At 60.6% G+C, this 24,570-nt stretch carries 23 protein-coding genes and 1 pseudogene; 17 read left to right on the top strand and 7 right to left on the bottom strand.

Going from position 1 to position 24,570, the window contains the following annotated elements; translation table 11 throughout:
* Positions 1-35 precede the first annotated feature (35 nt).
* A complete protein-coding gene (locus AB4O23_RS23065; protein WP_135196976.1) occupies positions 36-986 on the bottom strand; it encodes a FecR domain-containing protein in 951 nt (316 codons plus the stop codon).
* A complete protein-coding gene (locus AB4O23_RS23060) occupies positions 973-1,488 on the bottom strand; it encodes a sigma-70 family RNA polymerase sigma factor (RefSeq protein ID WP_017526717.1) in 516 nt (171 codons plus the stop codon). The genes AB4O23_RS23065 and AB4O23_RS23060 overlap by 14 nt, the downstream gene beginning before the upstream one ends.
* A gap of 174 nt (positions 1,489-1,662) precedes the next feature.
* Here AB4O23_RS23060 and AB4O23_RS23055 point away from each other — a divergent pair, with 174 nt between their 5' ends.
* On the top strand, positions 1,663-2,292 hold the full coding sequence (locus AB4O23_RS23055; protein ID WP_017526718.1) for a LysE family translocator: 630 nt from the start codon (positions 1,663-1,665) through the stop codon (positions 2,290-2,292).
* A gap of 53 nt (positions 2,293-2,345) precedes the next feature.
* On the opposite strand, the gene AB4O23_RS23050 is transcribed toward AB4O23_RS23055, so the two are convergent.
* The gene (locus AB4O23_RS23050; protein ID WP_065876521.1) at positions 2,346-3,026 is read right to left on the bottom strand and encodes a DJ-1/PfpI family protein; all 681 of its coding nucleotides are present in this window, start codon (positions 3,024-3,026) and stop codon (positions 2,346-2,348) included.
* Between the two features lie 90 nt (positions 3,027-3,116).
* On the opposite strand from AB4O23_RS23050, the gene AB4O23_RS23045 reads away from it, so the two are divergent.
* Positions 3,117-4,085: a GlxA family transcriptional regulator gene (locus tag AB4O23_RS23045; RefSeq protein ID WP_137220468.1), complete on the top strand. Its 969-nt coding sequence runs from the start codon at positions 3,117-3,119 to the stop codon at positions 4,083-4,085.
* On the opposite strand, the gene AB4O23_RS23040 is transcribed toward AB4O23_RS23045, so the two are convergent.
* From AB4O23_RS23040 to AB4O23_RS23030, 3 genes are read right to left on the bottom strand one after another with little or no spacing between them, the layout of a single operon-like run.
* Positions 4,055-4,942, bottom strand: a complete 888-nt coding sequence (locus AB4O23_RS23040) for an alpha/beta fold hydrolase (RefSeq protein ID WP_050553982.1) — start codon at positions 4,940-4,942, stop codon at positions 4,055-4,057. The genes AB4O23_RS23045 and AB4O23_RS23040 overlap by 31 nt on opposite strands.
* A 17-nt stretch (positions 4,943-4,959) precedes the next feature.
* On the bottom strand, positions 4,960-6,786 hold the full coding sequence (locus tag AB4O23_RS23035; protein ID WP_460069102.1) for a glycoside hydrolase family 15 protein: 1,827 nt from the start codon (positions 6,784-6,786) through the stop codon (positions 4,960-4,962).
* Complete coding sequence (locus AB4O23_RS23030) at positions 6,779-7,579, bottom strand: glucose 1-dehydrogenase (protein WP_068931622.1); 801 nt, start codon at positions 7,577-7,579, stop codon at positions 6,779-6,781. Before AB4O23_RS23030 ends, AB4O23_RS23035 begins: the two co-directional genes overlap by 8 nt.
* 253 nt (positions 7,580-7,832) lie before the next feature.
* Here AB4O23_RS23030 and AB4O23_RS23025 point away from each other — a divergent pair, with 253 nt between their 5' ends.
* The 14 genes and pseudogenes from AB4O23_RS23025 (at position 7,833) to AB4O23_RS22960 (ending at position 21,833) form a co-directional block, all read left to right on the top strand.
* A complete protein-coding gene (locus AB4O23_RS23025) occupies positions 7,833-8,522 on the top strand; it encodes an HAD family hydrolase (protein WP_068931623.1) in 690 nt (229 codons plus the stop codon).
* A gap of 25 nt (positions 8,523-8,547) precedes the next feature.
* Positions 8,548-9,771 (top strand): transaldolase family protein, encoded by a 1,224-nt coding sequence (locus AB4O23_RS23020; RefSeq protein WP_065876523.1) that lies wholly within the window; start codon positions 8,548-8,550, stop codon positions 9,769-9,771.
* Positions 9,768-10,496, top strand: a complete 729-nt coding sequence (locus AB4O23_RS23015) for a sulfotransferase-like domain-containing protein (protein WP_026067171.1) — start codon at positions 9,768-9,770, stop codon at positions 10,494-10,496. The genes AB4O23_RS23020 and AB4O23_RS23015 overlap by 4 nt, the downstream gene beginning before the upstream one ends.
* A 10-nt stretch (positions 10,497-10,506) precedes the next feature.
* The gene (locus AB4O23_RS23010) at positions 10,507-11,232 is read left to right on the top strand and encodes an SDR family NAD(P)-dependent oxidoreductase (RefSeq protein ID WP_017526727.1); all 726 of its coding nucleotides are present in this window, start codon (positions 10,507-10,509) and stop codon (positions 11,230-11,232) included.
* Positions 11,229-12,366 (top strand): annotated as a pseudogene (locus AB4O23_RS23005) (hypothetical protein). The gene AB4O23_RS23010 and the pseudogene AB4O23_RS23005 overlap by 4 nt, the downstream one beginning before the upstream one ends.
* Positions 12,367-12,373: 7 nt before the next feature.
* A complete protein-coding gene (locus tag AB4O23_RS23000; protein ID WP_065876525.1) occupies positions 12,374-13,147 on the top strand; it encodes a class I SAM-dependent methyltransferase in 774 nt (257 codons plus the stop codon).
* Entirely contained in the window at positions 13,144-14,352 is a 1,209-nt protein-coding gene (locus tag AB4O23_RS22995; RefSeq protein ID WP_017526730.1) for an MFS transporter, read from the top strand. The genes AB4O23_RS23000 and AB4O23_RS22995 overlap by 4 nt, the downstream gene beginning before the upstream one ends.
* Before the next feature lie 51 nt (positions 14,353-14,403).
* On the top strand, positions 14,404-15,039 hold the full coding sequence (locus AB4O23_RS22990; protein ID WP_017526731.1) for a CGNR zinc finger domain-containing protein: 636 nt from the start codon (positions 14,404-14,406) through the stop codon (positions 15,037-15,039).
* Between the two features lie 91 nt (positions 15,040-15,130).
* Positions 15,131-15,631 carry a sigma-70 family RNA polymerase sigma factor gene (locus AB4O23_RS22985; RefSeq protein WP_065876526.1) on the top strand — a complete coding sequence of 167 codons (501 nt, stop codon included), beginning with the start codon at positions 15,131-15,133 and terminating at the stop codon, positions 15,629-15,631.
* A 29-nt stretch (positions 15,632-15,660) separates the two neighbouring features.
* Positions 15,661-16,614 (top strand): FecR family protein, encoded by a 954-nt coding sequence (locus tag AB4O23_RS22980; protein ID WP_460069106.1) that lies wholly within the window; start codon positions 15,661-15,663, stop codon positions 16,612-16,614.
* 97 nt (positions 16,615-16,711) lie between these two features.
* A complete protein-coding gene (locus AB4O23_RS22975) occupies positions 16,712-19,117 on the top strand; it encodes a TonB-dependent siderophore receptor (RefSeq protein ID WP_460084432.1) in 2,406 nt (801 codons plus the stop codon).
* A 163-nt stretch (positions 19,118-19,280) separates the two neighbouring features.
* Positions 19,281-20,282 (top strand): type III secretion effector protein, encoded by a 1,002-nt coding sequence (locus AB4O23_RS22970; protein WP_116079848.1) that lies wholly within the window; start codon positions 19,281-19,283, stop codon positions 20,280-20,282.
* A 140-nt stretch (positions 20,283-20,422) separates the two neighbouring features.
* Positions 20,423-20,725: a type III secretion protein gene (locus AB4O23_RS22965; RefSeq protein ID WP_267864581.1), complete on the top strand. Its 303-nt coding sequence runs from the start codon at positions 20,423-20,425 to the stop codon at positions 20,723-20,725.
* Positions 20,726-20,855: 130 nt separating this feature from the next.
* Positions 20,856-21,833, top strand: coding sequence for a type III secretion protein (locus tag AB4O23_RS22960; RefSeq protein ID WP_223496899.1), 978 nt, complete (start codon positions 20,856-20,858; stop codon positions 21,831-21,833).
* A gap of 9 nt (positions 21,834-21,842) precedes the next feature.
* Here the strand turns inward: AB4O23_RS22960 and AB4O23_RS22955 are convergent, their stop codons facing one another.
* On the bottom strand, positions 21,843-22,994 hold the full coding sequence (locus AB4O23_RS22955; protein ID WP_460150270.1) for an MFS transporter: 1,152 nt from the start codon (positions 22,992-22,994) through the stop codon (positions 21,843-21,845).
* 349 nt (positions 22,995-23,343) lie between these two features.
* Here AB4O23_RS22955 and AB4O23_RS22950 point away from each other — a divergent pair, with 349 nt between their 5' ends.
* On the top strand, positions 23,344-24,324 hold the full coding sequence (locus AB4O23_RS22950; protein WP_017526739.1) for a diaminopimelate epimerase: 981 nt from the start codon (positions 23,344-23,346) through the stop codon (positions 24,322-24,324).
* Positions 24,325-24,570 lie beyond the last annotated feature (246 nt).

Raw genomic sequence — 24,570 nt, 5'->3', positions numbered from 1 at the left:
GGAGATGCGAATTCACCTCATTTATTTTTAGCGTTTTATACGCGGGCCGAAACGGTCACCCAATATCGGCTGCGGAAGGTGACATCGACCTTGAGCGATTGCGCCACCAGGATCAGCACTTGATCGGTGTCGTCCAATTGGTATGTACCCGATACGCGCAGGCCGGCCACTGCTTCACTGCAGCGCAGCAAGCCATTTCGATAACGGCCCAGCTCAGCAAGAAAGTCATCCAGGCGCATATTCTGGGCGCTGATCACGCCATCGCTCCAGGCCCAGGGGTCAAGGCCGTTGGCGATGGGAGGGCGGATGCCGTTGCGGTCGAACATCACTTGTTCGCCAGGGTTGATCACTTGCCGCGCGCTGGCGCCATGGCTGTCGGCAAACAGCGTCACGCTGCCCTGTTGCACGGCGAGCAGCGTGCCCTGGTCGTCTTCGCGCACCAGCAAACGCGTGTCGAGGGCGCGCAGGTGGCCATCGCGGGTGCTGACCCAGAACGGCCGGCTGTCGGCGGCGGTGTCCACGCGTATTTCCCCCTGACGCAACTGCACCAGGCGCCGCTCTTGATTGAACGCTGTATCAATGGCGCTCGCGCTGTTGAGCTGGACACTGCTGCCATCGTCCAATGCCACCCAGCGTCGTTCGCCGGTAGCGGTGCGGTAATCGGCCATCAAGGCCGGCAACGGTGTGTAGTCGCGACCGAGCCAGGTCAACCCCGCCGCACCGGCCACCAGCCCCAGCAGTTTCAAGCCTTCACGGCGGCTGATGCGTTGGCGCGCACCACGCAGGGCGTGGCGCCCGACCTGCGCCGGCAGTTGCTTGAAATCATCATTCATCGTCGCCACACGTTGCCACACCTGCTGGTGTTCGGCGCTGGTGTGCAGCCAACGCTCGAACGCAGCGGTGCTGGCGTCGTCGGCGACGTTGAAGCGCAGCCTGATCATCCACTCGATAGCCTGGTCGAGCAGGCGCGGGTCACAGTTCGGCATAGCGCAACCGATAGCAGGCGTGCAACGCCTTGGACAGGTCGCGCTCCACGGTGGCCTTGGACACGCCCAGCCGCGCGGCGATCTGTGCGCAGGTCAAACCGTCCAGTTGCGCCAGCAGGAACGCCTCGCGCGCACGTGGCTTGAGCTGGTCGAGCAGGCGGTCGATACGTTCCAGGCTGTCGAGAATCAGCCACCGGGTTTCTTCCGACGGCACGTCGACTTCAGGGAAATGCGCGAGGCTTTCAAGGTAGGCGCGCTCCAGTTCACGGCGCCGGTAGTGGTCGATCATCAAGCTGCGCGCGATGCTGCTCAGGTACGCACGTGGCTGCTGCAAGGTCTGCTGCTTGCGCGCCTTGAGCAGGCGCACGAAGGTTTCCTGAGCCAGGTCGGCGGCATGTTCCCGGCAACCGGTGCGGCGGTTCAGCCAGCCGCGCAGCCAGGAATGATGGGCATGGTACAGCTGACCGATGGCGGCATGGTCCAGTGGGTGATCGCTCGACATGGGCATCCTGGCGCAGCAGTTTTAATTGATAATGTTTCGCATTCTATGCGCGGTGGATGGCAATGGGCAATCGCTGGCGCAGGCATTTGCGGTGGGCAATGTATCCAGCACAATTTTTTGTTTGATGCCTGCCCGCGCAGTAATCTGCGGGTTTTCCCGGACGAGTGTTTGAGCATGATCGACCTTGCGACCCTGGCGGTTTTTTCCGGTGCGGTGTTTCTGCTGTTGTTATCGCCGGGGCCGAATATGGCCTTTGTGATCAGCCATGGTGTGACCCACGGCTGGCGAGGCGGGGTGGCGTCGGCCTTGGGTATCGGTGTGGCGGACCTGCTGCTGACGGCATTGACTGCCACCGGGGTAACGGCGCTGGTCGCCAGTTGGCCACCCTCGTTTGATGTCATCCGGTATGCCGGGGTGATCTACCTGCTGTGGCTGGTGTTCAAGACGTTGCAGAAAAGCCCGGGCCTGGACACGGCTCGCGTCAGCCTCATACCGCTGGGCCGGGTATGCTGGCAGGCCATGTTCAACAGTTTGCTCAACCCCAAGGCGTTACTGTTTTTTGTGGTGTTCCTGCCACAGTTTGTCAGGCCCGAGGCAGGCCCCATCGCCACGCAACTGATGCTGCTTGGCGGCGTGTTGACCTTGATCGCCGTTGTGTTTCATGCACTGTTGGGGGTTTTTGGCGGGGCGCTCAGCCGGCTTTTTGCGCGGCGTTCAAAGAGCGCACGGCTTCAGCAATGGGGCCTGGCGACCGTGCTGATGCTACTGGCCGTGCGCTTGGCCGTGATGTCCCGTCCCAATTGATATAGGCGAGCAGGCGTGCTCGCCATCAGTCTTGAGATCGCCAGGGAGTGGGCTCACCCTAACCGCGCAGCCGCCCGCGCCGTGATCTCACCGCGCACCCTGCGCGATTCCACCGTGCGTTTCTTCGCTTCTTCCAGCACATGCGCCGGTGCCGTGTGCGGGCTGCCGGCATCGAACGGCGGCGCCGGCGCATATTCGATCTGCAACTGCACCAATTGCGCCGCCGCTTCGCTGTACAACTCTGCCGCCAGGACCAGCGCAAAATCGATACCTGCGGTGATGCCGCCACCGGTAAACAGGTTACCGTCGCGCACCACGCGCTCCTGCACCGGGATGGCGCCGAGCGGGGCGAGCATGTCGTGGTAGGCCCAGTGGGTGGTGGCCTTGCGACCGCGCAGCAAACCCGCCGCGCCGAGGACCAGCGAACCGGTGCACACCGACGTCACGTAGCGCGCGGTCTGCGCCTGTGCCTTGAGGAAGTCTAGCGTGTGCGGGTCTTCCATCAACGCGCCGACGCCTGCGCCGCCTGGCACGCAGAGCACATCCAGACCCGGGCATTCGGCATACGTCGTGGTCGGGGTGAACGCCAACCCGGTGCTGGAAACGACCGGCGCGAGGTCTTTCCACACCAAGTGAAGTTTCACATCCGGCAGCGAGCCCAGTACGTCATAGGGGCCGGTCAGGTCCAGTTGCTGGATGCCGGGAAACACTACAAAGCCGATCTGCAAGGTCATCAATGCTGCTCCGATAAAGGGGTGGACGGCTTCACTCTAGAGGCCTAGGCTTTGGCGAATACGCCATTGGACCCACAAATCACGCCAATCATGCCCAGAATCGTCCATGTCCTCGCTTTTGATAACGCCCAAGTGCTTGATGTGACCGGGCCGTTGCAGGTCTTCGCCTGCGCCAACGACTTGGCCCGGCAGCGCAACTTGCCGTTGCCGTACGCCGTCTCGGTGATTGCCGCGCAAACCGAACCGGTGATGACTTCCGCCGGGCTGGCGTTGGTCGCCGAGCCGCTGCCCGCCGCCGAGGCGCCTTGCGACACGCTGGTGATCGCTGGCGGCTGGGGGGTATACGGCGCCGCCGAAGACCTCGCGCTGGTCGACTGGGTACGCGAAAAAGCCCGGCACACCCGGCGCATGACGTCGGTGTGTACGGGCGCGTTTCTGCTGGCCGCCAGCGGCGTGCTCGACGGTTGCCGCGTGGCCACCCACTGGACGCGCTGCGAAGAGTTGGCGCGCAAGTTTCCCGCGCTGACGGTCGAGCCCAACCCGATCTTTATCCGGCAGGGCGCCGTGTGGACCTCCGCCGGTGTGACCGCCGGCATCGACCTGTGCCTGGCCCTGGTGGAAGAAGACCTCGGCGGCGCGGTCGCGCTGGAGGTGGCGCGGCACCTGGTAGTGTTTCTCAAGCGCCCTGGCGGGCAGTCGCAGTTCAGCGTCACGCTGTCCCTGCAAAAAAGCGACAGCCGCTTTGCCGAACTCCATGCATGGATGGCCGAAAACCTCACCCTGGACCTGAACATCGCAACCCTGGCCGCCCAGGTCGGCATGAGTGAGCGCAGTTTTGTGCGCCATTACCGCGCCGAGACCGGTCAGACCCCGGCGCGTGCCGTCGAGCTGATCCGCGTCGAAACGGCTCGTCGACAACTGGCCGACAGCAACGCGTCAATCAAGCGCATCGCCGTGCAATGCGGTTTTGGCTGCGAAGAAACACTGCGCCGCAGTTTCCTGCGGGCCTTGTCGGTGACGCCCCAGGCTTATCGCGAACGCTTTTCGCCGGTGTCGTAGGCAAGCAGCTCCAGCAGCGCGTCGAGGGTGGCTTGCGGCGCTTCCTGCGGGATATTGTGGCCCACGCCGGGCAGCACCCGGCGCCGGTAAAAGCCGCTGAAAAGCCCTACATCCTCGTCCTGTTGCGACGGCGGGCCCACGCCGTCATCTGCGCCGAACAAGGCAATGCTCGGCACCGAAATCGGCGGTTGTTCTGCGAGTTTCTCTTCGATGAACGCCAGCGCCGGGTCGCCGGGTGCGTACATGAAACGGTGGCGGTAAGAGTGAATCACCACCTCGACAAAATCCGGGTTGTCGAACGAAGGCGCGGTCTGGTCATACAGCAGCGGTCCCTCGGCCCAGGAGGGCGACCACAACGACCACAACAGCTTGCACAGCGCGCGCCGGTTGGCGGTCAAACCGTCCACGCCACGCGGGGTGTGGAAGTAGTATTGGTACCACAACCGATGTTCCGTCTCCGGCGGCCGCGGCTTGAGCGACTTGGCAATGTCCTGAATGTTGTAGCCATCCCCCGTCACCAAGCCGCGCACGCGTTCCGGCCATAGCGCGGCAACGATACACGCGGCGCGCCCGCCCCAGTCGTAGCCGGCCAACGTCGCTTGCGTGATGGCCAACTCATCCATGAAGTCCAGCAGATCCTTGGCCAGCGCCGCCTGTTGTCCGGAGCGCATCACCCGGTCATCGATAAACCGCGTGGGTCCATACCCGCGCAGGTAGGGCACCAGCACCCGGTAGCCGCGCTCGCCAAGCACGGGCGCGATCGCGTCGTAGCTGCGAGGGTCGTAGGGAAAACCATGCAGCAGGATCACCGGTTCACCGTCGTCAGGCCCGTGGGTCTCGTAGGCGATGTCGAGCATGCGGGTTCGTACGTTTTTCAGGGTTGCCACACGGTTTTCTCCCCACTCAATTTGCGATCCAGAAACGTTGCCGCACTGATCAACGCCAGATGACTCAACGCTTGCGGCGTATTGCCCAAATGCCGCGCCTGGCTGTCGAACTCTTCGGCATACAACCCCAATGGGTTGGCATAGCGCAACAGCTGCTCGAACTCCAGATGAGCTTTCTCCACCTGCCCGGCGCGGGCCAGGCATTCGACGTACCAGAACGAGCACGCGGCGAATGCACCTTCGGTGCCTTGCAGGCCGTCGATCTGGCTGTCGTCGTTACGGTATCGGTACACCATGCCGTCGCGCACCAGGCTTTTCTGAATCGCCTCCAGCGTGCTCAACCAGCGCGGGTCGGTGGCCGCGACGAAGCGCACCAGCGGCATCAGCAACATCGAACCGTCGAGTGCGGTGCCGCCGATATGCTGCACAAAATGCCCGCGTTCTTCGTTCCAGAAGTTGCTCCAGATGTCAGCGTAGATCGCTTGACGGGTCTGGTCCCACCGCGCGAACGGCGCCGGCAGTGAGCGCTTGGACGCCAGGCGGATCGCGCGGTCAAGTGCCACCCAGCACATCAGCCGCGAGTGCAGGAAGTGATGCTGCTCGCCCCGCATTTCCCAGATGCCCACGTCCTGCTGGTTCCAGATTTCGCAGACCTGGTCGACGACTTCCACCACGTGCTTCCAGCCCTCATGGGAAATGGCCTCGCCGTACTTGTTGACCAAGTACACCGCGTCCATCAACTCGCCATAAATATCCAGCTGGATCTGGTCGACCGCCTCGTTGCCGATGCGCACCGGCCTGGCGCCCCCGTGACCGCTGAGGTGCTCCAGGTGTATTTCGGGCAGCTCCCGACGGCCGTCGATACCGTAGAGGATGTTGATCTTGAGCGGTTGGCCGCGGCAGTCGCTGACCCGGCCCCTGAGCCAGCGCATATACGCATTGGCCTCGTCGACAAAGCCCAGGCGCATAAAGGCGTAGACGGTAAACGAGGCGTCGCGGATCCAGGTATAGCGGTAGTCCCAGTTGCGTTCGCCGCCGGGTGATTCGGGCAGGCTGAACGTCGCCGCAGCGATGATCGCGCCGTGCTTGCGCGAGGTCAGCAGCTTGAGCGCCAGGGCCGAACGGTTGACCATTTCACGCCAGCGCCCGCGGTAGTTCGATTGGGCGATCCAGGCGCGCCAGAACTTCAATGTGTGGGCCAGCGCCAGGTCGGTGCAGCGGCTGTCGACCCGGCCATCGTCCTGGCCGCCGAGAACAAACGCGGCGTCTTCTTCCTTGCCCAGGGTAAAGCGGGCCACGGCGGCGTTATCCTCGATCCGCAGCGGCTGGCTGCTGGACAAGCGCAAGCCGGGCTGGCCCTCGGCGTTGAAGCACACCGCGGCGTGATCGAGGCTGGCGTGGGTGGCCGCGCGTGCATAGTCATGGCGCACGGCGCAGCGCAGGTGAAAATGGGCCGTGCCGCTGACCACGCGCACCCGCCGAATCAGCAGGGGCAGGTCGTCGACGTCTTCGCTGATGGCCAACAGGTCGGTGATTTCCACCACGGCCTCATCGCTCAGCCAGCGGGTTTGCAGCACGTTGGTGTCGGGTAGGTAGATTTGCTCGCGGCGGGCGTTGGGCAGGTCCGGAGTCAGCTGGAAAATGCCCGCGTCCGGGGTGTCGAGCAGCGCGCAAAAGATCGACGGGCTGCCGAATTCCGGCCAGCAGAAAAAGTCGATGCTGCCTGTATCGTTGACCAGCGCGGCGCTGCGCATGTCGCCGATGATGCCGTGAGCGTCGATGGCACTTTGGGGTTCGTTCTTCAACTCAACCATTGTCACGAAACTCCGGATAAAGGCTCATGCCGCCATCGATGAACAGGGTGCTGCCGACCACATAATCGGACGCATCGCTGGCCAGCCACACCACCGCATTGGCCACGTCTTGCACATCGCCGACGCGGCCATAGGGAATCAGCTTCAGCAGTTCTTGCTGCGCGGCACCCTCGGTGGCTGCCCGGTTGATCGCCGTGCGAATGGCCCCGGGCGCGATACCGTTGATGCGGATGCGCTGTGCGCTGACTTCCTGAGCGAGGGTGCGCATCAGCATGTCCACACCGCCTTTGGACGCGGCGTAATTCACATGCCCGGCCCATGGGATCAGTTGATGCACCGAGCTCATGTGGATGATCTTGCCGGCGGCCCGTGACACGCCTTCGCGGATGCCCTGGCGCTTGAAAATGCGCACGGCGGCCCGGGCGCAGAGGAACTGACCGGTGAGGTTGACGCCGATCACGCTGTTCCAGTCGTCAAGGGTCATGTCGACCACGGCGGCGTCCTTTTGCATGCCGGAGTTGGCCACCAGGATGTCCAGGTGGCCAAACGCCTCAAGCGTCTTGGCAAACAGCCGCTCTACATCGGCTTCCTGGGACACGTCGGCGCCGATTGCAATCGCCCGGCCGCCATTGGCGTTGATCTGCGCCGCGAGGGCTTCAGCCGGCGCTGCCTGGCGGTTGTAATTGAGCACCACGGCCGCGCCGGCCTGAGCCAGGGCCTTGGCCGCGCCGGCGCCGATGCCTGAACTGGCGCCCGTCACCAAGGCCACTTGTTGCTCCAGCGAGATATGCATTGCCACCCAGCCTTTTAATTCGTGAGTTCAGTCAGCTGACTGGCGCTGCGCAATGGAAGTTCAGCGCTGTGATTTTGACGACTACAACCATGGTGGTAAATGGAATAAAAGAACTATAAAAAATAACCATAAGATACTAAAAAACCGCTCAAAAGCGTTTGACAGGATTTTTACCCGCGTGTCTTATAGGCACACCTCAACCCGCTCCGCTGGTAGTTCGGAAGTCATGCGGAGTCACCTATAAGAGATGCCTATGTGTTTATCGGCAGTTATAGGGGAACTACCAGAGCAGGGGGCAACACGGTTGCCTAAGTTAGTGATCTTCGATTGCGACGGCGTACTCGTTCAAAGTGAAGAAATCACCCTGTCTGTATTGATCTCCCTGCTTAATGCTCACGTGCATGACGGCAAGACACTGGAAAGTGCGTATTTTATTGAACACTTCCGTGGGCGCAGGATTGCCGAGTGTTTACGTGAAGCCGAGCAGTTATTGAATATTGGTTTGAGTCGTGAGTTCGAAGAAGATTTTCGGGCGCAGGCATTGGCCGCTTTGACGCTTGAGTTGAAAGCGACCGATGGCATCCTGGAGGTATTGGAGCAACTGACGATTCCCTACTGTGTCGCCTCCAGCGCGCCGCGCAAGAAGATAGAACATTGTTTGCAACTGGTGGGGCTGCTTCCTTATTTCGAAGGGCGAATATTCAGTTGTTATGAATTGGGACGTTGGAAGCCCGACCCGTTAGTGTTTTTAACCGCCTGTGCAACTTACAACGTGGCGGTCGCCGATGCGCGGGTGATTGAAGACAGTGTGACCGGTATTCAAGCCGCGCGCGCGGCCAATATAAAAGTCCTGGGTTTTGGCCCGGTGCATCGGCATGCGAAGTTGGCCGAGGCGGGGGCGTTACCGTTTGCCGATATGCGTGAACTACTGACTATTATTTGATCCACCCACTCAAGGAGCACGCATTGTGGGCACACAGGGTTATCTGGAACGTCTTAAACATAACGATCAATGTTCCGAGGTGTGGTGGGATTCATCGCCGGTGATCTACGCGCCTTATAAAAAACATTTGTTGGATAAATACCCGGCCGCACTGGCGCATATCGAGCAATTGATGCCGGATGATATTTCGCAGCCCAGAGGGTTCAGCAGCGTCACCACCAACCCTCGGTTGGTGACGGCGGCGCTCCTGGATAAGCGCGAATACTGGTCCTCGCGCTTCAGCCTGGCCAGCCTGACGCCTGCCGAGTTGCGCAAAAAGCTCTACAACGAGGTGATCCTCGAAGGGGCTGCGGCACTCACATCGCTGTGGGTGCATTCAGCTCAGGCCGACGGCTGGATCAGTGCGCAGGTCGACCCCTCGGACGTGCGCTGCAGCGAGCGCATGACCGCCCGTGGCTTGGAACTGCATCGCCTGGCCGCGAATGTCATGGTCAAAGTACCCGGCAGCCTGGAGGGGGTCGCGACGGTCGAGCAACTGGTGGCCCAGGGCGTTTCTGTCAACGTCACGTTCTGCTTTACCGTCTCGCAATTCCAGGCCGGTCTCCAGGCGATAGAGCGGGGCATCGCCATGGCGCATAGCCAGGGTATCGACACCCGCCGTTGCAAGTACGTGATCACCTTTATGATCGGGCGTTTCGCCTGTCAGCCTGAGTTCACGTTGCAGGCCGCGGAACGCGGCCTGGTGCTGGGGCCGGAGGAGCTGCGGTGGGCCGAACTGTTGATTTACCAGCAGATACAAACCTTGGTGGCTGCGTCGAAAGTGCCGGTCAAGACCCTGCTTTCCAGCATCAAGGTCGATGTCGACGCGCGTGGTCACAAGCACTGCTGGCACCTGGAAAAAACCGGGCTGACAGCCACCTGCTACACGCTGACCCCGGATGTGGTGGAGTTTCTGATCGAACGTGAAAGCCACGGCAAACCCGTGGTCCCCGCCAGCGAACCCTGGCAGGCGCCGCCCGAGACGTTGGCAAAACTCATCCGTATTCCGTACTTCTGCGAAGCCTATTGGCGCGACGGCATCGACCCCTACGACTTCGGCAACCACGAGGCGTTTATCAACGCCTGCAACGAAGCCAACAGCGCGCACCGGCGTCTGACCGATTACTGCGTGCGCCTGTGCCCCGTGGCAAAGCCGTTCAGCCGCTCGCTCAATGCCGTCCTGGCCGCCGAATACGGGGTGTTGGCATGAACAAAATGGTCGGGTTATGGGCACACCCGCGCTCACGCTCCACGGTATTGGAGCGGGTGTTTATTGAGCGCGGGGATTTCGAAGTGTTTCACGAGCCCTTCGCGCACATGGCGTTTTCCGAGGCGTCGGCGATCCCGTCGGATGAGTGGGACCACAGCGCGCCCACCACGTATCAGGGCATCAAAGCGCAACTGCTTGAGGCTAAAGGGCGTGGCAATGTGTTCCACAAAGACATGTGCTACCACTGCCTGGATGATCTGAAAGTTGATCGCGAGTTCCTGGCGCAACAACACAATATTTTTATTATCCGTGAACCGGCCAGCAGCATTGTTTCCCATTATCGGGTTCACCCCGATATGCCGTTGCAAGCCATTGGGCATAAAGCCTTATACGAGATCTTTTGTGTCGTGACCGAACTCACGGGCAACGTGCCTTATGTGATTAACGCCGATGATCTTGCCGCCGAACCCGAGCGAATAATTCGCTCATTGTGCGACTACTTGCACATAGAGTTCCTGCCCCATGCCATGACGTGGAAGCGTGAGTGCCCGCCACAATGGAAAACCTGGAGGCGTTGGCATGTGGCGGCGGAAAACAGCGAGCGCATTGTTTGCTCGGATCCACAACAGGTGGATATGGATATGCTCGAACGCTCTCCCAAACTTAAAGACCTGTACGAATACCATCGCCCCTTTTACGCGCGCATGAATGCATTTTGTCGATAAGGATTGTTTTATGAAAAAGTTGATTATTACCGGGGCGGCCAATGGAATTGGGCGGGCGACCTTGGAAAAGGCCATTCAACAAGGTTATTTCGTCATTGGCGTCGACAAGGACGGCGAAGGGCTAAATGCCTTGCAACGTATTCACGGCTCGCAAGTATTAGAGACACACGTCGCCGACTTTTCGGATAGCGCGGTGATCAAAGGTTTTATTCCAGCGCTGTACGAACGCCACGACACTATTTATGGCTTGGTCAATAATGCCGGGATTTATCACGGCAAAAGTGTCTATCACTACTCTGATGACGAAGTTGACGAGATCCTCAATGTAAACCTCAAGGCGCTGGTCTATCTCTCCAAAGACTTTGCCGAGCGGGAAATGCGCCACGAAGCGGCGCGCAGTATCGTCAATATCGCCTCGGTCGCCGGCGAAGTGGGCAGTTGCGATGCGTTGTACGGGGCCACCAAGGCGGCGGTGATCGGCCTGACCAAAGCCAATGCCTGGAATTTTGCGCCGTTCGTGCGGGTGAACGCGGTGTCGCCCGCGCTGATCCACGACACCGCCATCTACGACACCATCCCCGCCTACCGGCGCAACGAATATGCGCGCCAGGAGATTCTCAAGGACCCCATCCTGCCGGGCGGCGTCGCCGAGGTGATTTTGTTGTTGGTGGGCGATGCCATGCGCCATATCAGCGGCAGGGTTATCCCGGTGGACAACGGAGCCTACCCACGATGAACCCGCAGACCCCCAAGAAAAAACTGCTGCTGGTGGGCGCGGGCAACCTGTGCCTGCAAATCCTGAAGATCCTCGGGCCCAAAAATGCCTTCGAATTCGTGGTGCTGGGGCGCAACGAGGAATCGACCCTGCGCCTGTGCAACCTGGTGGCGCTGTCGTGTGCGCAATTGGGGCACGACATTGCGATCAAACCGGTGATCGCCGACCTGACGGATGTGAACAAGGTGACGCGGATCCTGCGTGAAGAGGCGCCGGATATGCTGGTCAACTGCGCGTCATTGCAGTCCTGGCGGGTCATCACCGGCTTGCCCAAGCGCGTGTTCGAGCAGCTCGATCAGGCCCAGTTCGGCCCTTGGCTGCCCATGCACCTCACGTTGATGCAGTACGTGATGCAGGCAGTGAAAGCCTCCGGCATCGTGACCACGACAATCAACGCGGCATTCCCGGATGCGGTCAATCCGATTCTGGCCAGGCTCGGCCTCGGCGCCGGATATCGGCGTGGGCAACGTGGCTAACCTGATTCCTGCAGTACGTTTTGCCATTGCACGGCGATTGGAGTGTGCGCCTGCCGATGTGCAGGTGCAGCTGTATGCCCAGCACTATTTCAGCCATTACGTACCGCGCGGTGGTTTGCCGCCGCGTGCCAGTTATCGCTTGTTGTATGAGCAGCGAGGCCGCCCGGAGGCGGCACGCCTGCCGGCCGAGGCGATTTTCTCCACGGTCAAAACCGACTTCCGCCGCTTGGGTGGGGTCGATGGGCAGTTCCTCACCGCGTGCTCGGCCGTCACGGTGATCGAAGGGTTGTGCTCAGCCACGCCTGTGCTGGTGCATGCGCCCGGCCCGCTGGGGCTTCCGGGCGGCTATCCGGTGTGGCTGCACAACGGGCAGATCAAGGTGCAGTTCTCTGACGCCTGCCCGCAGGATGAGGCCGTGCGCATCAATAGCATCTGCCAGAGCCACGATGGCATCGACGAGATCCATTGCGATGGTTCGGTCACGTTCAACCCGCACTGCATGGCGGTGATGCAGGCGATGCTCGGGTACTCCAAAAAAACCATGTCCATCGAGCAGTCAGCCGAGTTCGCCCACGAGTTGGCGAGCAAGTACCAGTCTTTTCAGCATTCAACCTGGTAGGTGTGTAATGAGTCAGTTATCTCGCCACAAGCACAACGCAGTCGCCAGTTACTCCGCGCAATATTCCAAGAGTTTCGTGGAGCGCTGGGATGATTTGATCGACTGGGAAAAAAGAAAGGCCGGGGAGAACGGTTTCTTTGAGGACTTGCTCAAGGGGCACGGCGTGAAGTCGGTGATCGACGTCTCCACGGGCAGTGGTTTTCATGCGGTGCAGCTTAAACGGGCGGGCTTGGATGTGGTCGCCACGGATGGCAGCAGCACGATGCTGACCAAGGCTCGGGCGAATTTCAGAATGCATGGGTTGCAGATCCAATCCCATTACCGGGACTGGCTTTCCCTGGATCCACAAGAACTGGGGCAGTTCGATGCGGTGGTTTGCCTGGGCAGCTCGCTGTGCCATGTGTTTGAGGCCCAAGCCCGGCGCAATGTGCTGGAAAAGTTCAGGGCATTGCTCAAGCCGGGTGGCTTGTTGGTTGTCGACCAACGCAACTTCTTCGCCATACGGGCCGGTCAATTCAAATCCAGCGGTAATTACTATTATTGCGGCACGCATGCGTCGGTCAGTTTGGGCGAGGTGCATGCCGATCTGTGTGAGTTCATCTACTCCTTTGATAACGCAGAAGAATACCGGCTGCAGGTGTATCCGCTGTTGCCGGGCGAGTTAAAGACCGAGGTGCTTGCGTCGGGGTTTTCGGAGCATCGCAGTTACGGTGATTTTCAGCCTGACTACGACATGATGCAGTGTGATTTTGTCATCCACACGGCGAGGAAAACGGCATGACCACTCTGCCCCAGAGCAGCGCCCGCCCAGTGGACAGTGTGGTGCTGGCGGTGGTGTTGACCGGTTTCGTGGCCAGCACCTACGGCTTTGGCGTTTACCTGTTCGCCAATCTCGTGGTGGATATGCGCCGCGACATCGGTTTTGGCTACACCACCGTAGGCCTGATCACCGGTGGCGCGCAGATCGGCTTCCTGTTGTTTTCATCGGTGACCAGCGTGATCAGCCGTTATGTCGAGGGCTGGAAAATCAGCCTGGTGTCGACGCTGATCACGTCCCTCGCGCTGCTGGGTCTGAGCGTCAGCAATAATGTCTGGCTGTCCGGTGCGCTGTTGATTTTGCTCGGGGGCTGTTCTGCCTCGGTGTACATCCCGCTGGCGGAGATCGTGGCCAAGGGCTTCAGCCCCGGTAATCGCTCGCGTGTCATGGGGCTGATTTCCAGTGGCACCAGCTACGGCGTGTTTATTAACGGCTTGCTTGTGTCGTTCCTGACCTTGCAGGGCGGCTGGCGTTCTATCTGGCTGACGGCGGGCCTGATATCGCTGGGCCTGTGTGCGCTGGCCTGGTACCTGTTGCGCACGATGGGAACGGGCGGTCCGTCGCGGGAGGGCTCGGTAACCTTGGACAACCGCACGCCCTGGCTGAGCCGCTCGTTGTACCTGACCTGGGCCATCGCCTTTCTCAATGGCATGGCGTTGTTGCCATTCCAGACCTACCTGGCGCCGTACCTGCGTGATGAATTGGGGGTGTCGGTGCAGGACGCCGGTTTTATCTGGACCACCATTGGCGCGGTGGGCATGGCCTCGGGCTTTCTGGTGGGGTGGATTGCCGACAAGGTCGGGGTGCGGGCGTCGCTGGCGATGTGTTTTTTAAGCGCCGGCCTGGCCGCCGCAGTGGTGTTCGGTTGCAACAGCCTCCCTTTGTTCTACGTGGCAGCGTTTTTGTTTGCCCTGGCGTTCTATCCCATCTTCGGGCTGGTCCCCAGCTATATCGGCCAGATCGTACCGGTCAGCCGTCTGACCCAGGCCTTTGGTATCGCCAACGTATTGATTGGCTTGGGCGGGGTGTGCGGCAACTTTCTGGGTGGGCTCTCCAAGGACCTGACCGGTTCGTTCTCCAGCGTGTACTGGGTGGTTGCCCTGTTGCTGTTCGTGCAATGCATGATGGTGTTCATGTTGGGTAGGCCGCCAGTGTCTGCACGTGCGTAAAACAAGGTAATGTGCGTCATCGCAGCATTACCGCGTTTTTCAGGAGCAGGCATGACGCATTTCACCGGCACTGCAAAATCGATTCGTTTGGTTGGCGGGGCCCGGGTATTGGACTTTATCAATACCACCAATGGCCGGCGCCCTGGCACTGCACTCAAGGTGATGGAAGAACGCCTCACCAGCTTTCAGTTCTTCTTTGAATGGGCCCAGCATGCCTCGCTGGTCTCTGCCCAGGAGTTCGATGCCTACAGCTCAATGGTGTTTGACTCGCCCATCTCGTACCAGCCGGACCTGGATGCCGTGATTGCGTTCAGGGAATGCCTGTACGCGGTGTTTCATCCGTTGTCCCTGGGCCAGGCCGCGCCCGCTGAGGTCTTGCAGCAGATCAACCTGACCTTCCAGCAAGGCGTCACCTGGCGCGTGCTGCACTCGGTGAACGGCATGCCGGCCTGGGCATGGAAACCTTGTACCAATGCCCAGGAACTGACGGCCCTGCTGATCGGGCGCCTGGCAATCGATGCGACGCAATTGCTGGTGTCGGGCGACCTTCGCGAACTCAAGATCTGCACCGCCACCGACTGCGATTGGATCTTCCTCGATAGCTCCAAGAACAAGCTGCGCAAATGGTGCCAGATGAGTGTGTGTGGTAGCCGGGAGAAGTTGAGTCGCCTTAAACAGGCGTTGTAGTTACATCACCGGGTCGGGCTCGACGGGTAGCAATTGCCCCACTTAATAGGAAGCATTACTATTCACGCCCGCCTCCCCGGTGCCTCCCGCAATGATCCCCCAGCCGCCCCGCAGAACAGGCTTTTTCGAGCACTACGAAGAGTTGATCGGGACCTGGACGCGCCGCCTGAAAAACCGCCAGCAGGCCGAAGACATTGCCCATGACACCTTCGTGCGGGTGCTCGAGTCCGCCTCCACCGAAGTGGTGCAACCGCGCGCCTATCTGCACCAGACCGCGCGAAATATCGCGGTGGACGCCTACCGCCGCGAAGACCGGCGCGAGGCAATTGCGCTGGAGGCCCTTGACCAGAGCCCGCTTAATAGTGGCGACCCCGAGCAGTTCATGCATGCGATCCAACTGGCAGACTCCGTTGAAAGGGCGTTGGCCGAGTTGCCGCTCACCTGTCGCAAGGTGTTTATCTGGCAGAAAATCGAGGGCCTCACTCAGCAGGAAATCGCCGAACGCCTGGGTTTGTCCAAGAATATGGTGGAAAAGTATATGATCCGCACCCTGCGGCATCTGCGTGATCGCTTGGACGCGATGGCCCCATGACCCAAGCTCGCTCTGAAACAGGACCTTCCATGATGGATAGCCGTGCCCGCGACGAAGCCGCGCAGTGGTTTGTACGCCTGCAAGAGGGCGAGCTGAGCCCCGACGAGCGCCAGCGCTTCGACGCCTGGCGTGCGGAGCAGCCCCAGAACCAATACGAGTTCGACGTGTTGCAAGGCATGTGGCGTGCCGCTGACCTGCTGCCTAAGGCCCGTTTGCAGGCATTGTGCGAAGCCCCGGCCGAGCGCCCCAAACGTCGTGCGGCGTTGCGTTATGCCGTCGCGGCCAGCTTAGTTGCCGTGGCGCTGGGGTTGGGCCTGTTCAGCGGGCTCGAACACCCCAAGCCGTACAGCGCCGAATTCAGCACGCGCCTGGGCGAGCATCGCCAGGTGGCGTTGCCCGATGGCTCGGTGATGGATTTGAACAGCCGCAGCGTGGTCACGGTGCATTACGAAAAAGCCCGGCGCTCTGTGGAACTCAAACAGGGCGAAGCGCTGTTCAGCGTCGAACATGACACCAGCCGACCTTTTGTGGTCGCCGCCGGGACCGGGCAGGTAACCGTGACCGGCACACGCTTCGATGTGCGCCGCGATGAAGACCAGACCCGCGTGGCGGTCGAAGCGGGTACGGTGAAGGTACAGGGCCGTTCGCCAAACGACGTGGTCACACTGACGGCGGGCCTGGGCACGCAGGTGGACGCAAAAGGCTTGGTGGCGGGGGCCTACATGGTAAATACCGAGGAACTGACAGCCTGGCGTAGCGGCAAACTGGTGTTCACCAACGCAAGGCTGGCGGACGTGGCGCGTGAGGTGTCGCGTTATCGCGAGCAACCCCTGCGGGTCAGTACGCCTGGCGTGGGCAACCTGCGGTTAACCAGCGTATTCAAGGCCAACGACACCGACGCCTTGCTCAAGGCCTTGCCGCACATCCTGCCTGTCGCGGTGCGAGCACTGCCGGATGGCAGCCAGGAAATAATTTCACGCTGACATTCAGGTTTTTTCCGAGCTCTTCGTCTTCTCCTGCAACTGCAACTGGTTTGCATTAACAGCCGCTTACTTTTGCGCTCACAGGACTAGGCTCAACGTGAAAAAAACTGCCGTTCACAACAATAAAACCGCTTGCTGGGTCCCGCTGGCCCTGGCCCTTGCGGTCAGTGCCGCGATGCCTTGCGCCTTTGCTGGCGACGTTATCCATATCCAGGCCCAACCCCTCGGCGCGGCACTGAGCCAACTGGGCCAACAGACATCCCTGCAAGTGTTCTTCAGCCCGGACATGGTTGCGGGCAAACAGGCGCCTGCGGTAGACGGCAATCTTTCACCCGAACAAGCCTTGCACCAATTGCTGCAAGGCAGTGGCCTGGATTACCAGATCGACGCCGGCTCCGTGACCTTGCGCCCACTGAGCAGTGGCAGCGGTGACGTCGGCTCGCCCCTGGAGTTGGGGGCCACCGACATCAAAGTGGTGGGCGACTGGCTCGGCGATGCCAACGCCGAGCTGGTGCAGAACCACCCCGGCGCACGCACGGTGATCCGCCGCGAAGCCATGGTGGAGCAGGGCGCGATGAACGTCGGCGACGTGCTGCGCCGCGTGCCTGGCGTGCAGGTGCAAGAGTCCAACGGTACCGGTGGCAGCGATATTTCGCTCAATGTCGGTGTACGCGGGCTGACGTCTCGCTTGTCGCCACGCTCAACCGTATTGATCGACGGCGTGCCGGCTGCGTTTGCGCCGTATGGCCAACCGCAACTGTCGATGGCGCCGATTTCCGCGGGCAACCTGGACAGCATCGACGTGGTGCGTGGAGCCGGTTCCGTGCGTTACGGGCCACAAAACGTCGGCGGTGTGATCAACTTCGTCACTCGCGCGATCCCCGAGAAATTTTCCGGTGAAGTCGGCACCACGCTGCAAACCTCCGCCCACGGTGGCTGGAAGCATGTCGACAACGCCTTTATCGGTGGCACCGCAGACAACGGCATCGGCGTGGCGCTGCTGTACTCCGGGGTCAATGGCAATGGCTACCGCAACAGCAACAACGCCAACGATATAGACGACGTGATCTTCAAGACCCACTGGGCGCCGACCGATCAAGACGATTTTTCGCTGAACGTGCACTACTACGACGCCAGCGCCGACATGCCGGGTGGCTTGACCCAGCGGCAGTTCGACGCCAACCCGTACCAATCGGTGCGCGACTGGGACAACTTCAGCGGGCGCCGCAAAGACGTGTCCTTCAAGTACATCCGCCAGATCGACGACCGGACCCAGGCTGAAGTGCTGACCTATTACTCCGACAGCTTCCGTGGCAGCAACATCGCCAACCGCGACGGTAAAACCCTCGGCTCCTACCCGCGTACCTATTACACCTTCGGCATCGAGCCGCGCGTGTCCCATGTATTTGACGTAGGCCCCAGCACCCAGGAAGTCAGCGTCGGTTATCGCTACCTCAAAGAAGGCATGCACGAGCAGGCCACCAGCCTGAACCTGGTCAACAACGTGCCGACACCAGGCGGTCAGAGCAACGGCCATGTGTATCAGGATCGCACGGGCGGCACCGAGGCCAACGCGTTCTATATCGATAACAAAGTGGACATCGGCAAGTGGACCATCACCCCCGGCATCCGCTTCGAAGATATCCGCACCGAATGGCATGACCGCCCCGTGGTCGCCTTGAACGGCACCCGTACCCAGGAAAAACACCGCGAGATTCACAACAACGAACCGTTGCCGGCCTTGAGCGTCATGTATCACCTGTCCGACGCCTGGAAACTGTTCGCCAACTACGAGACCTCGTTTGGCAGCCTGCAATACTTCCAGTTGGGGCAGGGCGGCACCGGCGACCAGACCGCCAACGGCCTGAACCCGGAAAAAGCCAAGACCTACGAGGTCGGCACCCGCTATAACGACAGCGTATGGGGCGGTGAACTGACCTTCTTCTACATCGACTTCTCGGATGAGCTGCAATACGTCAGCAACGACGTGGGCTGGACCAACCTCGGTGCCACCAAGCACACCGGTATCGAAGCGTCGGCACACTATGATTTGTCGAACCTGGACCCACGCCTCAACGGCCTGACCGCCAATGCCGGCTTCACCTATACCAAGGCCACGGCCGAAGGCGATGTGCCATTTAAAGGCCGCGACCTGCCGCTGTATTCGCGTGAAGTGGCGACCCTGGGCGTGCGCTACGACGTCAATCATTGGACCCATAACCTGGATGTATACGCCCAATCCGGCCAGCGGGCGCCGGGCACCACCAGCACCTACGTCACCCAAGGCACGGCGGACGGCCAGTTCGGTGATATCCAGGGGTATGTCTCCGTCAACGTGCGCAGTGGCTATGACTTTGGCCAGCAGCTATCGAATCTGAAGGTTGGGGTAGGGGTGAAAAACCTATTTGACCAGCAGCACTACACCCGTTCCAGCGACAACAACGCCGGGTTGTACCTGGGCGAGCCTCGTACGTTCTTTGTACAGGCCAGCGTAGGCTTCTGACCTATAACCCTTGGGAAAATCGCAGCGCCACAACGGGCTGCGATTTTTTTTGCCTGTTTCCTACAGCCCCACACCGCGTATCAGCGTGGGATCAGGAACCGATTCCGACACAAACGCCACACAGGGGTAGCTGAAAATCGCGCCCACTGTAATGGAGAAAGCCATGTCGGTATCGTCTCTCGATACACCTGTATCCAACCCCTTGCCCCCTGAGCGTGTGCAGGCCAACGCCACTGCACAGCCCGAGGCCAAAGCCAGCCGTCCTGGGTTGTCCACGTTGTCCTTCAATGGTCAACACGCCGCAAACGTCAACTTCTCCCCCCTGGCAAATCCGAGCGGCCCGGTATTCGGCAGGCATCCAGCGCCGGCACTGCATCACGGCCATGCCGGTCACAGCGCACATCCCCACGGCACTCCTGCGCCGACGAGCGTTATGCATCAATTCAGCCATTGGATGAGCCAATGGTGGGGTGGGCAGCGCCCGCCTGTGCATCCGGGTTGCGGCAGTGCGCCACCCAGGCCGATGCCGGGTGATTGCGCCCCCGCCAGGCCACATCCGGTTGGCGGCAGGCCTTACCCGTCGCCCTCGTACGGCATTGATCCTGGGTACGCAAACAAGAGCAGAGAGCAGTTGGCCCAGCAGTTGCTGGACAACTTCGACGCCTTCAAGGATCGCGGGAACGCCGGTTATGTCAGCGTCAACAGCATTCGCGAAATGGCCAAAAAAGGCTGGTCACATGACCCCGTCATGAATCAGAACATCCGCTTGGCCAAAGAGTTGCTGCGGCGCCCGGAGCTGGTGGATGCCATCGACCGGCATCGCTCCACGGGGGCGTTGGATGGCCTGATCAACCGGCAAAAACTGGGCATGGTCATCAGCGACACGAACTTCTTCAAATACAACTCAGACAAGCAACTGGCCCAGGAGATGCTTGAACATTTCGATGCCTTGAAGGGCAGGGGGTGGGGGCGAGACCTGAAACTCAGCGATCTGCGAGCGCTGGCGGGCCAGAGCCTGACGGGCGACTCGCCCAAGAGTCACCTGATCCAGTTGGCCCGGGAAATCCTCAGACGCGGTGATGTCTTGAAAACCATGGACAACCTCGCCGGGCGTGATAATGACGGTCGAATCAGCCGCAAAGCGCTTCTGTTGCTGTCTCGCTGACCGCAACCCAGGCGCCGCAACCCCAGGGCGGCGCCTGCCTTTGTTGTGTCAGGAACTGCTTACGCCGGTTCGCCACATAGGTGATATCCATCGGCTTTGATCAGTCGGTCGCGTTCCAGATCCCGAGTGAGGGCCAAGCAATGACTTCAACCTCGTTTCATTCCCAGCACGGCTGCCATGAATGCTTTCGCGGTGCCCACATTGCCGAACCGGTTGTGTCCACCATTGACCGTGCTGAACAGGAGCTACCGATCGTGTCGAATGTGCATACCGTCGAAGCCCGACGAATGAAGACCTTCGAGGGCCAACGCAAATTCCAGGCACCTGTCGCGGATGACTTTTCCCGGGCCATGCTCGCCATTGAACACATCGCAAGTGACGATGGGCGGCCACCCAAACACACCGGGCTGATCAGCAGCCTCACGGCCTGGTGGCGTCGCTGACAGTGGCAGCCACCTGACCTGCTCGCCACGTTTTTACATGCTGTCATGGGTATCCGTCGATCATCTGGAACCGGCGTCCCCACCCAACCACTTATGAGGGGCTTGCCTGGGTGGAGTCCATTCGATTTTTTTGGCCGCCGCGGTGGCGATCATCGGGCAGGTATGTATCGGAAAAGTTGGAGAGAAACCCATGACAATCGAGGGTGCATTACCTCACGTTCGACCCCTGGCCCTCGACGGGCCAGCGTTACGACCCACGGCGCCAGCACCGGTCACCGCCACTGAAACCTGGCTCGACGACGGCCCTGAGCGCCCGGCCTTCGAACCACGCAGGCCGCAGCTGCTGCGCGGGACCTTGTCGGTGCTGCACCACCGGGCGTTGCAGAACTTGCCTGCTGAGCGGGCCAATCTTTCCCCGCCGGGTGCAACGTCCACCGACAACCAATTGACCACGGCCCTTGAAAAAGCCTTTGGCCTGCTGCACCCGTTCCTGAACGACGGGCGTTTGACCCAGTCGTCATTACAACGGATTACCGCCGCACCTACGGGTGAAAGTGAAGCGCTGGATCGAACGATCCAAGTGGTCTGCGAAATTCTCAAGCGTCCGCGGCTCAACGATGCAATCGTGAGCCGCGACGGTGATATCACACGGGACAGTCTCAGGGCCGCGGCCCGAGCCCTGCAGGGCAACAGCTCGCCAAACGTGTTCAGCCAGGATCCGTTTCATGCCAGCAGCAACGCCCAGGTGGTCCACGCGCTGCAAGGTCAGTTTGAGCAATTGAGAGACAAGGCACACGATCGGACGTTTCTCTTCGAGCATCATCAGTACGTCGAAATTGCCGCGCTCAAGGCCGTCATGCAGGACCCTTATGCTGTTGACCGAGAGGGCGCCCCGGTGCTGGACCCGTCCACCGGTATGCCCAGGCCCAAATACAGCGAGTTCTGCGTCTACACGGCAAAGAACATTCTTGAGCGCCCCGGTTTACTCCCCGCACTGGAGCGTGCAAATGCGGGTCGATTGTTTGGTCCACCGCAAAAGGACGGCTGGCTCAGCAACAAAAGCCTCGACCGCTGGCTGGAGCAGGACGAGGCTCACAAGGCGCGCTGATGGCCAGGCTTACACCCTGAGAATTTTGCCACTGATGGCCACACCCGCCAGCAACACTGCGATCAGTACGAAGGCCGTGCTCAGGCTGCTACCGTGGGCGACAAAGCCGATCACCGCGGGGCCTGCGAGAATTCCGGCATACCCCAAGGTGGTGATGGCGGGCACTGCAATATGTTCCGGCATGACGGTTTGCTTGCCGACGGCGGTGTAGAGCACCGGCACGATATTCGAGCAGCCGGCGCCAACCAGTGCATAACCCAGCAGCGCGGTTTCCCACGCTGGTAACAAGGTCGCCAGTAACAAGCCGGCAGTTGCCAGTGCACCGCCGATCATGATCACCCGAGTCGCGCCAAGGCGCCGCACGATGGCGTCACCGGTCAGCCTTCCTGCGGTCATGGTCAGTGCAAAAGCCGCATAACCGAGGCCTGCGTAGGCCTCATCAAGCCCGCGTTCGGCACTGAGGAACACCGCGCTCCAGTCCAACACCGCCCCTTCGGCCAAAAACACGATGAAACACAGGCACCCTATAAACAGCACCACGCCATGGGGAATCGCAAACGCCGGGCCCGAACTTTCACTGCCGTAGGGCAGCAAATGCGGCCCGGCCTCGAGCAGCGCAACGGCCATGACGATGATCACGACGAAGGTTGCCTGCAACGGTGACATGCCCAGCCCCAGCAACCCGGCAACCCCTGCCGCGCCGACAATACCGCCCAGGCTGAACAACCCGTGGAAGCCCGACATCATGGTCTTGCCGCTGGCCCGTTCAACGATCACCGCCTGCAAGTTCACTGTGGAGTCCACCGTGCCCAGGCCCGCGCCGAACAGGAACAAGCTGGCGATCAGCAACGGAACCGAACTGACCGTCGCCAGCATCGGCAAGGCCAGGCAGATCATGATCGTACCGGCGGTCAGTACACGCCGGCAGCCGTAACGTGAGGCCAATGCGCCTGCCGCGGGCATCGCGATGATCGAACCTACACCCAGGCACAACAGCAGCAGGCCCAGCGTGCCCTCATTCAGTTGCGCACGCGCTTTGGCATACGGCACCAGCGGGGCCCAGGCAGCAATGCCGAAGCCGGCGATGAAAAATGCGATACGCGTCGACATTTGCTCCAGCCGCCCGGGAACCACGGGCGCTGAGGTGGGAATGGCAGTCATGAAAAGTCCTTGGTTTTGCGTTCAACGAACGATGTCCGGCGCGACATCCTTGCACATCAGGCCTTGGCGAGCGAGCCAGGGTTCCCTTGGGATGACTGTCGATGAATTTTATTTGTACAAACCGGGAACGCGATTGGCCTTGAGCATCACATAGAGGTGGTCGAGTTCGCAGGAGGCGTTCTGGAAGGTGCGTAATCCCCGCGAGAGTCGGTGAACCCCGGGGGTCTTACGGTGGATTGCCACCTTCCAGGCCGCTTCACAAAAAAACCGCGTTGTGTAATACGCTGCTTGGCCAGCATGTAGGCAACCGAACGGACGAACCGATGAAAGTTTTCAGGCGGGCAGCGCCATGACCCTGTTCTATGACGCACGAGGCAACATTTATGGGGTGGTCAGCCCAGTCTTTCTAAGGAGCCGAGGCATCAAGGTGCCCGAAAGTGCTTCTCTGGCCGCAGCTGCCCGCAGCGTGTGGGCCGAGTCGGCCATTGCCTCCGAATGCGGTTGGGGGGTGCGCCCGGTCGGCGCCAAGGTGCATCGCTGTGATGGTTTGTTGGTCGGGCCTTTTCAGACCGAGCCGCCGTTTGACCTGTTGATCGTCAACACCGACGGCACCCTGGCCGAGCGCAGCGGTAACGGTTTGACGATTTTTGCCCAGGCGCTCACCGACCAGGGTTTGATGACTGCAGCCTGTGAACTGCGGGTCCATCATGACAAGGCCGACGCGGCATCGCCGGTGGCGACTCGGGTTGAACCGGCGGTATATGAGCAGGTCGACGGGTTCTGGCTGGACCTGGGTTTGCCCGCGTTCGGGCCGTCTGCCGTGGGCGCGCAAGGGGTTGATCCAGCCTTTCTGGGCGGCACCGAACTGAACCGTGTGAATGCGCTGGCGGCGATCAATCCGCACTGGGCTCACAGCCAGTTTGTGCGGGTGGGTAATCCTCACTGTGTCACCTTGGTCGAACAGCTTTCAGCATTGCCGGAGAACCTGCAGATGCACCAGCCAACCCTGTTCGAACCACTGCGGGCGATTGCCTTTGCGCCTCCGGCGGGAGCCGGCCAACCTTGTGCAGCCGGGATCAATTTGCAGTGGGCCGCCAGGCAATCCGGTAACCGGGTTGTCGCACGCGTGTTCGAACGGGGAGAGGGGCCTACCGCGTCTTCCGGAACCAGCGCCAGCGCAGTGGCTGTTGCAGCGTGGCGTGCGGGCTGGGTCGAGGGCGGCGAAGTTGCGGTGGTGATGCCAGGTGGCACCGCGCCGGTGCGCTTGCATACGCAGGCCGACACATTGCTAAACGTCAGTCTGTTCGGGACTGCCCGCCGTCAGGCATGAGGTTTTATGTGCGGCTGATACCTTGGCTGGGTGTCAGCTGTTTCGTAATGAGTTAGATATTTAGTTGTAAGTTTTTGTAGGGTGTTTCTTATATTTAAAAATTAGTTAATGCCTCGTTTTATTATTTTGTAAAAGATACTTCTATCTCCGTTGTACGAAACTTCTTTTTTATTTTTAAGCGGCCGATTTTTACCTGAAATCGCTAAGCTTCAGTGCGCTCAGGTGCTTTTTCTCGGTCATTCATTC

The organism is Pseudomonas sp. H2_A10, from assembly GCF_054680085.1.
This window is presented reverse-complemented; position numbering and strand designations above follow the sequence as displayed.

Bases quoted from the DNA above. Each gene is read 5' to 3' on its own strand.
- AB4O23_RS22950 (WP_017526739.1), top strand. From the start codon at position 23,344: ATGACCCTGTTCTATGACGCACGAGGCAACATTTATGGGGTGGTCAGC.
- AB4O23_RS22965 (WP_267864581.1), top strand. From the start codon at position 20,423: ATGACTTCAACCTCGTTTCATTCCCAGCACGGCTGCCATGAATGCTTT.
- AB4O23_RS23000 (WP_065876525.1), top strand. From the start codon at position 12,374: ATGAGTCAGTTATCTCGCCACAAGCACAACGCAGTCGCCAGTTACTCC.
- AB4O23_RS22995 (WP_017526730.1), top strand. From the start codon at position 13,144: ATGACCACTCTGCCCCAGAGCAGCGCCCGCCCAGTGGACAGTGTGGTG.
- AB4O23_RS22985 (WP_065876526.1), top strand. From the start codon at position 15,131: ATGATCCCCCAGCCGCCCCGCAGAACAGGCTTTTTCGAGCACTACGAA.
- AB4O23_RS23050 (WP_065876521.1), bottom strand. From the start codon at position 3,026: ATGACCTTGCAGATCGGCTTTGTAGTGTTTCCCGGCATCCAGCAACTG.
- AB4O23_RS23045 (WP_137220468.1), top strand. From the start codon at position 3,117: ATGCCCAGAATCGTCCATGTCCTCGCTTTTGATAACGCCCAAGTGCTT.
- AB4O23_RS23055 (WP_017526718.1), top strand. From the start codon at position 1,663: ATGATCGACCTTGCGACCCTGGCGGTTTTTTCCGGTGCGGTGTTTCTG.
- AB4O23_RS22990 (WP_017526731.1), top strand. From the start codon at position 14,404: ATGACGCATTTCACCGGCACTGCAAAATCGATTCGTTTGGTTGGCGGG.
- AB4O23_RS23065 (WP_135196976.1), bottom strand. From the start codon at position 986: ATGCCGAACTGTGACCCGCGCCTGCTCGACCAGGCTATCGAGTGGATG.
- AB4O23_RS23015 (WP_026067171.1), top strand. From the start codon at position 9,768: ATGAACAAAATGGTCGGGTTATGGGCACACCCGCGCTCACGCTCCACG.
- AB4O23_RS22955 (WP_460150270.1), bottom strand. From the start codon at position 22,994: ATGACTGCCATTCCCACCTCAGCGCCCGTGGTTCCCGGGCGGCTGGAG.
- AB4O23_RS23010 (WP_017526727.1), top strand. From the start codon at position 10,507: ATGAAAAAGTTGATTATTACCGGGGCGGCCAATGGAATTGGGCGGGCG.
- AB4O23_RS22970 (WP_116079848.1), top strand. From the start codon at position 19,281: ATGTCGGTATCGTCTCTCGATACACCTGTATCCAACCCCTTGCCCCCT.
- AB4O23_RS23030 (WP_068931622.1), bottom strand. From the start codon at position 7,579: ATGCATATCTCGCTGGAGCAACAAGTGGCCTTGGTGACGGGCGCCAGT.
- AB4O23_RS23040 (WP_050553982.1), bottom strand. From the start codon at position 4,942: ATGCTCGACATCGCCTACGAGACCCACGGGCCTGACGACGGTGAACCG.
- AB4O23_RS23025 (WP_068931623.1), top strand. From the start codon at position 7,833: ATGTGTTTATCGGCAGTTATAGGGGAACTACCAGAGCAGGGGGCAACA.
- AB4O23_RS22980 (WP_460069106.1), top strand. From the start codon at position 15,661: ATGATGGATAGCCGTGCCCGCGACGAAGCCGCGCAGTGGTTTGTACGC.
- AB4O23_RS23060 (WP_017526717.1), bottom strand. From the start codon at position 1,488: ATGTCGAGCGATCACCCACTGGACCATGCCGCCATCGGTCAGCTGTAC.
- AB4O23_RS23035 (WP_460069102.1), bottom strand. From the start codon at position 6,786: ATGGTTGAGTTGAAGAACGAACCCCAAAGTGCCATCGACGCTCACGGC.